The sequence below is a fragment of the Exiguobacterium sp. R-17 genome (assembly GCF_049913315.1).
In the GTDB taxonomy this organism is placed as follows: Bacteria; Bacillota; Bacilli; order Exiguobacteriales; family Exiguobacteriaceae; genus Exiguobacterium_A.
Map to the genome: position 1 here is coordinate 2,967,935 of NZ_CP184372.1, position 14,029 is coordinate 2,981,963.

Sequence of the window (14,029 nt, forward strand, 5' to 3'; positions counted from 1 at the left end):
GATAACCGCTAAAAAAATTTCGAATGCCTCTTTTCCAAAAAAGAGACCGCTTACATCACAATATACCTGTCTTTGACAGGAGAAGCAAATGTTTCACCTAAAAAAATCAGCGCAGTCGCCTGCGCTGGTCCTCATCGTAATTGTTCTTGTGAAACGATTGTAAATCCATCGATGACCGTGTCTTCCTCGACCTCGATCAACAGGCAGCGTTTCCCTTGATAGTTGACTTGTTTGACGTACTTCAAGTCTTGCGGACTGATCGCGATGTTTGCGACCTTCGTATTGATTTTAATCGATTTCGCTTCATAGTTCGGGACGATGTTACTCGCTTTCATCTCGTATGTCGGATCGTCAACGACCGTCTTGAACGCCCGTTCGACCTGTTCCGTGCTGACGTCTTCGACACCGCTTGCCTTGAGGACACGTTCGACTTCCTGAACGTCGAGCATTGGCACTTCTTCCTCATCTTGATCCTCTTCGACGACAATCAACTGATTGATGTTTTCATAGACACCGGCTAACGTCTTCGTATCCATCGATTCACCAACGACCGATTTGACGATTTCCTCGAAGATAGCTTTATCCTCATCTGCCGTGACGATCGGTTGACCGTTCAAGACATTTTCAAGGAAGCCGAAATCCGGTTTATTCGGCTTGCCCGCCGCATACAAGACATGATTGACGTCTGCCGCATTGTCGGTGAAGGTCGGGAAGAGGAATCCACCGATCGGCGACGCCAGTTTGATGACCGGATTGATGAACAAGTTCGACTTGAATTCCCGTTCAACGAAATCAAAGACGAGTGATTGTTTTGGTAGCTCCGTCAAGTTAAGGCTACCGAGGATGAACGGCGTCGTATAGACGTCGTCATTCGGATCGATCTCTGTCTCGTCCGCTTGGCGCTTCGTCGTTTTATAGTATTGACCGCGAATGAACGTGACGACGAGGTCATTCTCGTACTGAACGTCTTGGACCATCTTCAACGCCATCGTCTGCATCTGTTCAACCCAGTCCTCCGGCTCTTCCGCATACAGTCCTTCATAAAGGAGCTGTTGTGTATGGCCCGTCTCTCCTTCTTCTGGATGCGTGAACTTGACCTCGAACAGCTTGACGTCGAGTTTTCCACCTAATACTTTCTTGAAGTTCGCAAGGAACAGCTCCTGATGTTCCGGATCAAGCAATGGAAATGGTCGGGCTTCCTCATGATAGATTTCGCTCGTCTCTTTTCGGATATAGACGTTGTAGATTTCATGGATTTTTAGTAAATCGGCATCCATCTTGAAGTGACGACGGATGTCGGCGATGTCTTTTTTATTCATGCATACCAGCTCCTCGAATCATTAAAATCCTGCTTCCTGAAAAGCGTACCATATGCGAGATGACCCGACATCTTTTAGAAAATCAATGTGCACGGAACGAATACGCGCGTGTGACAGGATTAACGATCTCATATTCATATTCCTGGTGGGCAGCGCGAGCTTGCGCGATGCAATTATCTAGTTCTTTTGTGTTGAAATAACGTTGCGCTTCCGTCAACGCGCCACTTACGACTAAAAATACGCCGAACACGATCAACCATCCTCTGATTCGTTCGTTCATGATGTAGTCTCCTTTCTTCTCCACCTAAATCCTAACATCAGACTCTTGTATATAATGACAAAAGTTTAATTTTAATAACATTTACACGATATTTATTTTTTCCTAAATAAGTGATGCCATACTAAAAATTGTGAAGGGTGTCTTCACATCATCTCGTCTCATACATAGGAGGAATGACACGTGTTCAAAGCCATCAAGTCCATCGTCATCACTACGCTCGTCTGCCTGACCGCTTTCCAATTCGATACGACGTCTGTTTCCGCATTACCGTCGGGTATCTCGTCGAAAGCGACGGCCCAGTCTCAACTCGATGCCTTGACTGTTAAAACAGAAGGCAACATGACTGGTTATTCGCGTGATTTGTTCCCGCACTGGAGCAGTCAAGGAGGCGGCTGTGATACACGACAAGTCGTCTTAAAACGTGACGCTGATTCATATGTCGGATCGTGCCCCGTCACATCCGGTTCTTGGTATAGTTACTATGACGGACTGACATTCACGAATCCATCTGACCTCGACATCGATCACGTCGTACCGCTTGCCGAAGCATGGCGCTCAGGAGCAAGCAGCTGGACGACGACGACACGTCAAGCATTCGCAAACGATTTGACAGGTCCGCAATTGATCGCTGTCTCCGCAAGCTCGAACCGTTCAAAAGGGGACCAGGATCCGTCGACATGGAAGCCGACACGGGCAGGTGCGAGCTGTGCTTACTCAAAAATGTGGATCAATACGAAGAGCCGCTGGAACCTCAGCTTACAGTCGAGTGAAAAAACAGCCTTACAAACGATGTTGAACACATGTACATACTAAAAAGGAGTCGATTCGATGGAAACGAAAACCTCTACCTTTACCGCCATGCATGGCGTGATGACGCAAGAAGTCGGTGTCATCAGCGGTGAACTCGAACTCCGGACGACCTGTCAGGAGGATGGAACGTTGGAACTGAAGATTGCTTATGTCGGAGCGATAGACGTCTATACGTTACCCGGAAGTTATCGTGTCCATGACGTTCGGGATCATGACGTCATCCATCAGATGCTCGTCAATGTACTAGAGCGAACATAATGAAAAACAGACGCTGTCCAAGTTAGTGGGCGGCGTCTGTTTTCATTATGTTGAAAATATAGTATTAATATTGATTAATTTATAAACTTTTGTAGTTCTTTATCCCAATCAATAATTGACTTATTATAACGATTTAGTTCTGTTTTTCTTAAATTATTTATTGCTTCATACTCATTATCAAAATTTTTCATCCAATTCATCAAATACTCATTGAGTCTATTCGAAAAGGTTAACTTATATTTATATTTAAATCTAAAAGCTCTCATTAAATTTAGTTCTGGATACGGATTAGAGGGTAGTACAATATCAATCGTATTAAATTCTTCTTTATCAATAAATCTTTCATCAATTAATTTATCTTCATTTAAATCATAAAAAATACTATCTATATTCAAAAAAACCGTCTTATTTAAATCTTTTTTTGAATTATACACTACTTTATTGTGTTTAAATGCCCATGTATCTTGAATTTTCCAAATATCAATTTTCAAGTTATTCATTCTAATTTTGTAGCCATCAAATTTATTTTTTTGAGGAACTAAATCAAACTTTAAAATAATTTCTTCTAAATTCTCATCTAAATTATCAATTACCACATCAAAATCACGAGGTATTATACTAAATCTATTTTCATCATAATCTCTAACACTTCCACCAAAAAGTAGAATATTACTTTTTGCTTCTAAATAATTGAATAAGTCCTCGACTTGAGGGTACTTTGACAAAACATCATAAAAATCTTTTTTTATATTATATTCTTTTGAATCTAATTTTTTTTTCATGATGTTTCCCCTTTCATTTTTGTCATAGGACCAATCCATCTATTGTTCAGGGCATCTTAACACCTTTTAATTTTTGATGCAAATCTAGAGCGTACGAATCTGTCATTCCTGAAATAAAGTCTGTAATCAATAACAATTTCTCATACAAAGATAAGTCATTTAATTTCTTTTTAGTCTTCTTTTTTGGGAATTTATCATTCATTAAGTGAATAAATACAAAGTTTTCAGAAATCATTTTGAATAGTTTACCTGCTTTTGATCTTGAGTCTGTTTCAAAATTACAGTCTATTTCAGTTATACATTCTTTAATAAACATATTCAATAAATCTGATAATACAGAATCACCTACTAATTCTAAAGAAAGCACTTCTCTACTACAAAAAACATAATCTTTTAATAAGCTTCGTAATAAAACATCTAGATTTTTTGCATTTTCAGTTTCGGAGATAAAATCCTTATCAAGATATTCAATATTAGAATCTTCAGCATTTGGGTCTTTAATATTAAAGTTTCCCTGTATTATTACATTATAATCTTTTATAAAAACATTTTTAACCTCTTTTATCATTTGACCCTGAGCCCATGCTTTGAAATTTTGAACACTTGTTAGTAAGTAATCTGGGAATCCGTCTTTTTTTGCTTGATTATGCTTTTGATGAAGTTTATCAATATCCATTTTGTAAGCTGTATAGACTGTTTTATACAAATTCTTTTCATTAATATCTTTGTATAAATCTATAGTTTTATCATCTTCTTGTTCACTGCTAATAAGTTTATTAAATACTGATTCCCAAGGTATTAATTTCTTTTTTACTCCATCTTCAATATCAGCTCCAAGATATGCAATATCATCAGCCGCTTCTAAAAAATAAGTTAACGGATTTCTTTTTCCTTGCATTTTTGTGGTTTGATTAATAATATCCAACCCTATATTTTTATCATGTTGAAAATAACCGAATTTCTTTTTTTCTTTAGAATATTTATTTGAAGAATCAAATGGATATTTTAATAAAACCGATAAAGTAGCATATGTAAAATTAATTCCATATTTATCATTTAATACTTGTAACTGAGTCAATATTCTAAGTCCTTGAGCATTACCATCAAAATGAATAAAATCATTCTTCTGATTTTCATCTAAATCTAATTTTTTTTCTTCATCTTCAAAGTATTTTTTAAACCACTTTTTTATTACGTCTTCTCCATAATGTCCATATGGCGGGTTACCTATATCGTGAACTAATCCTGCTGTAGCTAAAATAGAGGGTATTTTACCTAAATCTTTTTCCTCAATTTCTTCAATTTCTAATAACCAATCATCAAGCCATACGCCAAATGATCTTGCAATAGCTGAAACTTCCATTGAGTGAGTTAATCGTGTTCGAATAAAATCACTCGTTTGTAGAGGGAATACTTGGGCTTTATCCTGTAGACGTCTTAACGAAGATGAACTCATAATTCGGTCGTAATCTCGCTCAAACTCATTTCTATGATCAGAAGGTAATTCATCTTTTTCAAATTCATTCTGTTCTGTGTTTCTCTCGCTATCTCTACGTCTTTTTTCGTTAAGTAAATTATTCCAATCCATTTTTTCCATATTTAATTTCTCCTTTTACAATTTTATCATTTTTAATTTATCACTTTTTTGACTATACTAAAAATTTTTGATATTTACTCATAATATACTGCTATAGGAGTAACCAATAAATCACCTACTTCAAGTATTTCAAATGAACCTAATAAGATATCTAACATCATATTTGGTATCAAATCTAAGCTATTTACTGATAAAGTTCCCATATTATAACCATTAAATATTGTATCCTTTTTTCCAATAACTTGAATCAGCATTTTGACTTCTCTACTGTGATCAGTACGAAATGAGAGCGATTCAGTCGATTCTCTTAAATATTCTTTTTTCAATAACCCAATCATATTATTTGATTTTATAATTGTTAAATCTTTTAATAACTTAGATGCTAAAGTGCCCAAAGTATTAATTTGCTTAAAAATGCCCAAAATTGGTTGCGTATTTTCAGTAGTACTTACAATTAATTTTGCTGCATCTATTTTTTCTCTTTCTTTAGCATTTAAATTAATTTTTTTTAATAAATTTTTCGCTTGATTATAACTCATATCTAAGTCTTCAATTTCTGAGCGCATGAATTTATTCATTGATTCTAAGTCCATAGAATCTCTTAATAAATTGAAATCATAAAAACGAAATGTTGATTTCTCGATATACAAATCACCCTCTTCAAATTTTTCACCATCAGAGAATAATTTTTTAGTTTCTAACTTTTCAATTAATAATTCTAATGCATAATCATGAAAAGCTTTATTTAAAATATCTTTTTGTCCTTCTAAGATTGTTTTAGTGAAAATTTCATTTTCACTTCCATTATTTCCAAATGAAGCTCCTGCTCCTAAGCTACCTCCCGGAAATAAACCAGTATCTACTTTAATATTTGCAGACATTCCTGAATTCTTTCCTTTGGAGATTTGGTTCGAGTTAGTTTTAGTTTCTTGACCGCTCATTTCCATTGAAAAATTACTAATAAGTCCTTCGTCTAATTGAGCAAGCATAGAATTAATTTTGTCTGTATCTAAATAAATAATTTCTTTCAAAAAAATCATCTCCAATTATCATTTTTAATAAATTGAAGCAGTAATGGTCAAATAACTTTTATTTATGATACGGCTCATTCCGATTAATCCGGTACGCCCGATAAATCTGTTCACAAAGGATCATCTTCATCAATTGATGCGGAAATGTCATCTTTGAGAAGGAGATTGTATCGTTCGCACGCTGCATCACTTCTGGTGCAAGACCGAGTGATCCACCAATGACGAAAGCAATCTTGCTCTTGCCGTATGTCGCGAGTTGATCGAGTTCTTTTGCGAACTGTTCACTCGTCCGTTGTTTTCCTTCAATAGCAAGTGCAAGGACATGAACGTCCGGTCCAATCTTCGCTAAAATCCGTTCGCCCTCTTTTTTCTTTACTTGCGCCATCTCCGCTTCACTCAACTGCTCCGGTGCCTTTTCGTCCGCGACCTCGATTTCTTGGATCGAACAGTAGGCGCCGAGACGCTTCGTATATTCGGCGATGCCTTGCTTCAAATACTTCTCTTTTAGCTTTCCGACCGTAATGATGGTAATTTGCATCTTATTTCTCGCTTTCTGACAGAAAATTCAGGAGTTATCCACAGAGTTATCCACAAATCCACATGTTGATATTTATTTTTTGCTTGACACAAGATATGTTGCCCGTGCATCACAGTATTCACAGGTGATGTTTTTTTCTGGATTTAGCTGATCGAGAATCGGGTATTGTTCTGTTTCATCTACGATTTCGTCGAGTGCGAGCTCGACATGTTCTAAACAAACGTACTTATCCACAGGTGGTCTCCTCCTTTCACTTATCCACATTTATCCGCTTCCAGTATAACAAATATCAACCTTCCTGACCGGAAAAGCCGCAGGTTTCCTCACTCAAAAAAACCATCCACAGGTCGGACCTGCGGATGGTTTTTCAAGTTATACCTTATTGAACAGTTGGTGACTGAGCCGACAACTTCACATCTGCTGTCTGTTTTTCACCGCCACGATAGAACGTGACTTTGACCGTTTCGCCAACTTTTGCATCCCGGTAGAGAACACTTTTCAGATCAGCGAACGATGCGATTGCTTTTCCGTTAATCTCAACGATGACATCGTTCGCCTTCATTCCCGCTTTTTCGGCTCCGCTATTACGAGTCAGACCGACGACGACGATTCCTTTCGTGACATCATTCGGCAATTTCAACCGATCTTCGCGGTATCCGCTTGGGAATTCCTGCACGTCACGGATCTGAATACCGAGCTGTGGACGAACGACTTCACCGTTTTGCTCGAGATCACGCATGATTGGTAACGCTTCGTTGATTGGAATCGCAAATCCGACTCCTTCGACACTTGCTTCCGCAATCTTCATCGAGTTGATCCCGATCAATTGACCGGCTGTATTGATGAGCGCTCCACCCGAGTTCCCCGGGTTGATCGCTGCATCGGTTTGGATGACTTCCGTATTGAAGTCTTGCTGTCCATCCTTGTTCGTATCAACTGGAACCGTCCGTTCCTGCGCACTGATGACACCGCGTGTGACGGAGTTCGCGAAGATTCCGAGTGGGTTTCCGATCGCAAGCACCGTTTCACCGGCACGTAACGTATCCGAATCCCCCAGTTTTGCGACTTGTGTCACTTTCGATGAATCAATCGACAGGACCGCTAAATCGTACGTCGGATCTTCGCCGAGGACTTTTGCCTCGAGTGCTGTTCCGTCGGATAACGTGACAGACAAGCGACTTGCCCCTTCAACGACATGGTAGTTCGTGACGACGTAGGCTTTATTGCCGTCTTTTTTATAGATGACGCCGGACCCTGCACCCGTTTCCTGATCGGTTCCTTGAAACGAGCTCTGAAGGTTCGTTACGCTCACGACGGCTTCCTTCGTCTTACCGACCGCACCGACGATGTCGGCTTCATCCTCTGTCGTCTGTGTCGCGGTCTGTTCCGTTGCCGTCGACGAGACCGGAGTCGGACTCGTCATCTCATCACGGACGAACGGCCACGCGATGAGGGCAATCAACAAGGCTCCGACGATTCCACCGATCAGACCGACGAAAAAGGCTTTTCCGGCACCGCGACGACGCGGCGGTTCTGGTTGTTCTTCATATGGTTCACGATAAGGGCTGACCGGTTCGCTCGTTGCCGGCTGACGGGGCGGGAAGCCGCTCTCATCGGATGACTGTTCGTATCGTTCGAATTCGTTCCGTGGTTCTTCCGGTCGATCCATCGACATACGCCTCCTTTATGACTCTCTTTACACAAGTATACCCCCATCACGTGGCAAGTGAGCCAAATGTGGGGGTCTTTTGAGCATATTCAGTAATTTCCCATAATCAAAGCTTCAGGAGCGGCGTCGGAATGACCGGATCCGTGTCGAGAAGCTGAATCTTACTCAGATCGACGTCACGGCTCGCGAGCGTCTGGGAGACACTCATCCGGGCGAGTTCTTTCATGTTGTTATCCTTGCTCAAATGGGCCATGTGGATCCGTTTCGTCCGGTCGTCAAGGACCTCGCTCATCGCGATCGCAGCGTCCTCATTCGAGACGTGTCCGTAGTCGCCGAGGATCCGCCGCTTGACGCTCCACGGATAATGTCCCATCTGGAGCATACCGATATCGTGGTTCGCTTCGAAGATATAGGCATCGGCGCCCCGAATGACACCTTTCATCCGGTCCGAGACGTATCCGGTATCGGTGATGTGTGCCAATCGTTTTCCTTCATGCGCGAACTGGAAGAACATCGGATCCGCTGCATCGTGACTGACGTTGAACGATTCGACCTCGATGTCACCGAACTGCTTGACCTCTCCGACTTCCCAGAGGAACTTCAGCGCCGGATCGATCTTACCAATCTTCGCTTCCATCGCCGCCCATGTCTTTTCATTGGCATAGAGCGGGATGTTGTACTTGCGTGCCATGATGCCGACGCCTTTGATATGGTCGGAGTGCTCATGGGTGACGAACAGACCGTCGATACCCTGCGGCGACCGGTCGATCTGGTCGAACAAGGCGAGCATCGCCTTGCCGGTCAGTCCCGCGTCGACGAGCAAACGAGTCTGTTCACTTTCGATATAGAGGGCGTTCCCCGTCGAGCCACTGGCCATGACGCTGTAGTGTAGGCTCATCGTGCATTCCTCATTTCTCTGAGACTGTATCCAATCGTTCGACGGTCTGGACACCGCCGTCAATCGCATTGACGAAGTAGACTTCCTCGTTGTCGAGCTCGATTTGCCACGTCGGCGGCAGGATTTGAACGGATTCCGTGCCTTCCGTGACGAGACAGAAATATCCGAGCTTATGACTCGTCAACCGTTTCGATGCCGGGAACAAACCTTGCTCCGACAACTGGACGATCGCTTCACTTGCCGATAACAACGTCACGTCCTGTGCTTGCCGGACGACCTTGTTCAAGTGGCGTTGTTTGTAGCTGACGATTTCCTTCGCATCGTTGAGTTGCAAGACGAGCAGGGACGGTCCGATCATCGCATCGTCCTCACGCGACTGCTGTGGTGTCGAATAGAGCGGCTGTCCCTTATACGTCTGAACGAATGTCATCTCCTGATACTTACTATCATACTTCCAAAATGTATATTCGGCACCATACCGAACGGACGCTTGAACGAACGATGAAGCGGAATCCCGCATCGTCTTCGTTTCGAGTCGATACGGTTTCGTCAACCGGACCGACCACTCGACATCATTCTTGACGGAGGCGACTGCATCTTGAATCGGTGAACTCGCAAGTGGTGCCAGCGTCCGCGCATCGACTTCAGCCGTCAAATAACCAATGTCTCGCGTGACCGGTTGCAGTTTCTTCTCATCGATGTGACGATCCTTCAAGATCGACTTCCCGGTCGCACTCGTCGCGACGATCCGCGGCTCGACCATCCGGTCCATCAATTGAATGGCAAGGTAGACGTTCAGGATCAAAAAGGTCAGCATCAATAAGGTCTTCGCTTTACTCCAGTCCATTCGTCCTCACCCCTCATTCCCGACAGCTTGATTGATCGATTGCCAAACCCCATCGACCTTGATGAACCACGTCGGCTCAAAGACAGCGTAGCGGCTCGTTGAAATTTTATACGTCATCTCATATCCGACCCGGATCCCACTGATTTCTTTTAAGAGATCGGCGCGTCTTAGACGTTCAAGAACCGTTTCGACAGCCGGCACCGTCTCTTCCCGAAGGATCAACTTCCGCTTTGCTCGAAGCATGCTGCGGCTGAGCGACCGGACTTGATTTTCTTCATACATGATTTTCAGTGTCGCGAGATCGAACTTCGTCTGTTCGAGCAACGGACCGCTCTCCCCGAACACCGGATACCGGTTCAAGTACAACCGGAACGTCGCCGTCTGTTCCTCGCCCTTCTTACTCATCTGATCGAAGTAATAGCGGAAACCACTCCGTTGCGTCTCTTGATCAAGCCAGCCTCCATGAATGTTGACGTAGCTGACGAGCGTGCTGTAATCGACGGTCGAGCTTTGGGTGTTCGGCGATAACGTGTTAAAGCGATAGACATTGTAGTTTCGGTCGTACGTTGAGACGCTGACGCCATCCGTCAAGACGTCGAGATCATCGCGACTCTTGATTTGCTGGACGTTCGAATTTTCGGCAAAGAAGGCACTCCGGATGCGATCGAGTGGTTGCGGCGATTGCCCGACCTCGTCATAGACGAAGACTTGTTCCAGCCGTGTCGTACCACTCGCGACATACGTATAATCGCCCCCTTTGAGTTCGACGCGCGTCATCGGTTTTTTCTTATCGTACGCGAACAGTCGTTTCAGAACCGTCTCATCGCCGACGAGTTTAAAGTCCTTTAGGCGCCCCGTCGCCGACTCAAGACGGAGAATCGGACCATCGTAATCGAGGAGATAGAGCCGTTTGATCGGTTCTGAGAACGCGATCTGTTTTTCTCCGAGTAACTCCTCAAGCATCGTTGCGCTGATCGGTGTCGGAAAAATCATCTCGACGCTCCGCTCGCCGACCGGGATGTTCTTTGCTTTATCCGTCAGGACAAGGACCCCAATATTGAACGATGCACCGATCCGGTTGAGGAAGGTCCGCCCGATGATTTGTGTTTGGTACGTCCCTTCCTGATCCGAATAGACAAGTAGTTCCGGATTAATCAGCTGGTTGCTTTCAATCGTCTTTGAGGCATCGATCTCGTTGAACGAGACTTGTTCCCGCTCGATCGATTCACTGCTTGGATGATAGGTCCAGAGCATCGCTGTCTGAGCGATCGAACCGGCGACGAGCAGGACGAGTAACAGCGAACTCCAGTGTTGTTTCTTCATCCGGCATCCACCTCTTCGATCACCTCATACGGAAGCGTGAAGTAAATCGTCGTACCGCGTCCCCATTCGCTTTCTGCCCAGATGTCGCCACCGTGAGCCGAAACGACGTCTTTCGCAATCGACAGACCAAGACCAGTTCCGCCGATTTTACGGGCACGGGCTTTATCGACACGATAGAAGCGTTCGAAGATTTTTTGGAGATTCGCTTTCGGGATTCCGACACCTTCATCCTTGATGCTGATGACGATCCGTTTTGCCCGGAGCATCGTCCGGACGGTGATTGTTCCGCCTTCCGGTGAGTATTTGATCGCGTTCGTCAGGATGTTATCTGCGACCTGAATCAATTTATCCTGATCTCCACGGATATAGACTTTCCGCTTCATGATCTTACGACGGAAACGAATCCGTTCCGGCTTCGTCATGTCATGGCGATCGAGAATCTCATTCAAGAACTGAATGTAATCGAAGCGGACCTTGTTCATCTTGTATTCCTTACTGTCCATCTTCGACAGCTGTAAAAGATCGGTGACGAGGCGGATCATCCGCTCCGTCTCATTTTGTGTCGTCTCAAGGAAACGCGGTGCGAGTTCCTCATCCTGATAGGCGCCTTCTGCCAAGGCTTCGAGGTAGCTGCGCATCGTCGTCAGTGGTGTCCGGAGCTCGTGACTGACGTTCGCGACGAATTCACGTCGATCCTGTTCGACCTGCTCCTGTTCCGTGACGTCATGTAGGACGACGATCATCCCGGTAATCGGTCCACTGTGTTTCTTGACGGGCGAGAAGAATGCCCGGACGAGGAACAGTTCGTCCTCACTACTGAAATCGAGCAGACGCGGTGGCATCGTGCCGTCTTCCGGAATCATGAAATCGTCACCGAGTGCCAGTAGGTCCTTCAAGTTCGTTCCGACGACGCTCGCATCGTCAGCGCCGACGATATCCTTCGCTTGATCATTCATCAAAATGACGCGCAGCGTCCGGTCCGTCGCAATCACGCCGTCGGTCATGTTCTCGAGGACACTCGTCAACTTCCGCCGTTCGGCTTCCGTCGTCGCGTTCGCTTCGAGCAGCTCATCCGTCAATTCATTGAACGAACGAGCAAGTTGCCCGATCTCATCATCCGAATAGACCTTAACCTTCCGCGAGAAGTTCCCGCGTCGCATCTCGATCGCTTGACGCCGCATATCCGAAATCGGACGCGTGATCGTCCGCGACAGCAAGACTCCGAGAATCGACGTGATGACGAGGGCGATGACTGTTCCGGTCGCCAAAATCCGCGTGACTTGTTGCATCTGCGAATAGATCGACTCCATCGAGGCACGGACATAAATCATCCCGGTCGTCACACCGTCTCGTTCCGAGGTGACGGGTACGGCAAAGATCCGGATCTTATCTTCTGATTCCGGATCGAGTACGGTGTCCGTCCGGGTCGAGCTCGTTGCCTGCGCTTTTTTAATCAGTGAATTCGTCGCCCGTTGACCGACCGCCGACTGGTTCTCGTCATCCGATGTCGCTTGGATGATCGAGTCCTGATCGATAATCTGGACTTCGAGGATGTCGTTCCTTGAGGTGGAGCCATTACTAAACTCAGACAGCAGTTGCCCTAATGATTGGGACAACTGCCGTTTGGAGGCTTCATCATCGCCTGTTTTATCGAATTCCTTCCCGACGTTATAGGCGACAAGACCTGCCCGGTCCTCGACCGACTTCGAGAAGTTCGTAATGTACTGCTTTTCAAGGGAACGAACGAAGTAGACACCAATGACCTGCATCGCCACTAAAATCAATAAGGCATAGATGACGACAAGCTTCCATTGGATGGATTTAAAGAAGTTCGTTCCTTTTAACATCGTTATTCATTCTCCCCGTCTTGGAGATAGTAGCCGACCCCACGACGCGTCATGATATAGACCGGCGTACTTGGGTTATCTTCGACTTTTTCACGAAGACGGCGCACTGTCACGTCGACTGTCCGGACGTCACCAAAGTAGTCATAGCCCCAGACCGTCTGCAACAAATGCTCACGCGTCATGACTTGACCAATGTTTTTCGCGAGGTAATGTAACAATTCGAACTCACGTTGCGTCAGCTCGATCTTTTGATCCTTACGCGTCACTGTATGTGAATTCGTATCGATATACAGTTCTCCGACTTTGAGTGGACCTGGTCCAACCGGTTGTGGTGTAGCTTCCGGACTCGTATTGCGCAAGTGGACTTTCACGCGGGCGAGTAACTCACGTGAGCTGAATGGCTTCGTCACGTAATCGTTCGCACCAAGCTCAAGACCAAGTACCGTATCAATTTCAGAATCCTTTGCTGTCAGCATGATGATTGGAATCTTCGACGTCTTCCGGACCTCCCGGCAGACCTCCATCCCGTCCATTAGTGGAAGCATGATATCAAGTAACATCAAATCCGGTTTGAACTCCTCGAATTTTTCTAATGCCTCCACGCCGTCGTTTGCGATCGCGACCTGGTAGCCTTCTTTTTCTAATTTAAACTTGAGTATATCTGCAATCGGTAACTCGTCATCGACGACTAGAATTTTACGTTCCGTCACTGGGTGTGCCCCCTTAAAAATTTCTATTCAATCTATTTTACCTGTTTTTTCGGCATATAGAAAGGTGGCGACGGAAACTCCCGGCGCCACTCGCTCTACTGTTCGTCGTCTCACGGGAGA

General features: G+C 44.7%; 15 protein-coding genes. 2 read left to right on the top strand and 13 right to left on the bottom strand.

Annotated elements, in window-relative coordinates:
- Positions 1 to 131 precede the first annotated feature (131 nt).
- Positions 132 to 1,319, bottom strand: coding sequence for a DUF4317 domain-containing protein (locus tag ACN9MT_RS15525; protein ID WP_426272560.1), 1,188 nt, complete (start codon positions 1,317 to 1,319; stop codon positions 132 to 134).
- Between the two features lie 82 nt (positions 1,320 to 1,401).
- The gene (locus ACN9MT_RS15530; protein ID WP_290753772.1) at positions 1,402 to 1,599 is read right to left on the bottom strand and encodes a hypothetical protein; all 198 of its coding nucleotides are present in this window, start codon (positions 1,597 to 1,599) and stop codon (positions 1,402 to 1,404) included.
- Between the two features lie 192 nt (positions 1,600 to 1,791).
- Between ACN9MT_RS15530 and ACN9MT_RS15535 the strand changes: the two genes are divergently transcribed.
- Positions 1,792 to 2,412, top strand: a complete 621-nt coding sequence (locus ACN9MT_RS15535; RefSeq protein ID WP_426273530.1) for an HNH endonuclease family protein — start codon at positions 1,792 to 1,794, stop codon at positions 2,410 to 2,412.
- A gap of 15 nt (positions 2,413 to 2,427) precedes the next feature.
- Positions 2,428 to 2,667, top strand: a complete 240-nt coding sequence (locus ACN9MT_RS15540; protein ID WP_290788190.1) for a hypothetical protein — start codon at positions 2,428 to 2,430, stop codon at positions 2,665 to 2,667.
- 74 nt (positions 2,668 to 2,741) lie between these two features.
- On the opposite strand, the gene ACN9MT_RS15545 is transcribed toward ACN9MT_RS15540, so the two are convergent.
- The 11 genes from ACN9MT_RS15545 to yycF all read right to left on the bottom strand — a co-directional run bounded on the left by ACN9MT_RS15545 (position 2,742) and on the right by yycF (position 13,909).
- Positions 2,742 to 3,449 carry a hypothetical protein gene (locus tag ACN9MT_RS15545; protein WP_426272561.1) on the bottom strand — a complete coding sequence of 236 codons (708 nt, stop codon included), beginning with the start codon at positions 3,447 to 3,449 and terminating at the stop codon, positions 2,742 to 2,744.
- A gap of 46 nt (positions 3,450 to 3,495) precedes the next feature.
- The gene (dgt, locus tag ACN9MT_RS15550) at positions 3,496 to 5,046 is read right to left on the bottom strand and encodes a dGTP triphosphohydrolase (RefSeq protein ID WP_426272562.1); all 1,551 of its coding nucleotides are present in this window, start codon (positions 5,044 to 5,046) and stop codon (positions 3,496 to 3,498) included.
- 74 nt (positions 5,047 to 5,120) lie between these two features.
- Positions 5,121 to 6,077, bottom strand: coding sequence for a DUF6414 family protein (locus ACN9MT_RS15555; protein ID WP_426272563.1), 957 nt, complete (start codon positions 6,075 to 6,077; stop codon positions 5,121 to 5,123).
- Between the two features lie 58 nt (positions 6,078 to 6,135).
- Positions 6,136 to 6,615, bottom strand: a complete 480-nt coding sequence (gene rlmH, locus ACN9MT_RS15560; RefSeq protein WP_023469837.1) for a 23S rRNA (pseudouridine(1915)-N(3))-methyltransferase RlmH — start codon at positions 6,613 to 6,615, stop codon at positions 6,136 to 6,138.
- 72 nt (positions 6,616 to 6,687) lie between these two features.
- The gene (locus tag ACN9MT_RS15565; protein ID WP_426272564.1) at positions 6,688 to 6,849 is read right to left on the bottom strand and encodes a CxxH/CxxC protein; all 162 of its coding nucleotides are present in this window, start codon (positions 6,847 to 6,849) and stop codon (positions 6,688 to 6,690) included.
- 145 nt (positions 6,850 to 6,994) lie between these two features.
- Positions 6,995 to 8,284, bottom strand: coding sequence for a S1C family serine protease (locus ACN9MT_RS15570; RefSeq protein WP_290753789.1), 1,290 nt, complete (start codon positions 8,282 to 8,284; stop codon positions 6,995 to 6,997).
- 106 nt (positions 8,285 to 8,390) lie between these two features.
- The gene (locus ACN9MT_RS15575) at positions 8,391 to 9,182 is read right to left on the bottom strand and encodes an MBL fold metallo-hydrolase (protein WP_290753792.1); all 792 of its coding nucleotides are present in this window, start codon (positions 9,180 to 9,182) and stop codon (positions 8,391 to 8,393) included.
- A 10-nt stretch (positions 9,183 to 9,192) separates the two neighbouring features.
- Entirely contained in the window at positions 9,193 to 10,029 is an 837-nt protein-coding gene (locus ACN9MT_RS15580) for a two-component system regulatory protein YycI (protein ID WP_035411749.1), read from the bottom strand.
- Between the two features lie 6 nt (positions 10,030 to 10,035).
- Positions 10,036 to 11,352, bottom strand: coding sequence for a two-component system activity regulator YycH (gene yycH / locus ACN9MT_RS15585; RefSeq protein WP_035411747.1), 1,317 nt, complete (start codon positions 11,350 to 11,352; stop codon positions 10,036 to 10,038).
- Positions 11,349 to 13,199, bottom strand: coding sequence for a cell wall metabolism sensor histidine kinase WalK (gene walK, locus ACN9MT_RS15590; RefSeq protein ID WP_035411745.1), 1,851 nt, complete (start codon positions 13,197 to 13,199; stop codon positions 11,349 to 11,351). Before walK ends, yycH begins: the two co-directional genes overlap by 4 nt.
- A gap of 2 nt (positions 13,200 to 13,201) precedes the next feature.
- Positions 13,202 to 13,909 carry a response regulator YycF gene (gene yycF, locus ACN9MT_RS15595; RefSeq protein WP_023469844.1) on the bottom strand — a complete coding sequence of 236 codons (708 nt, stop codon included), beginning with the start codon at positions 13,907 to 13,909 and terminating at the stop codon, positions 13,202 to 13,204.
- Positions 13,910 to 14,029 lie beyond the last annotated feature (120 nt).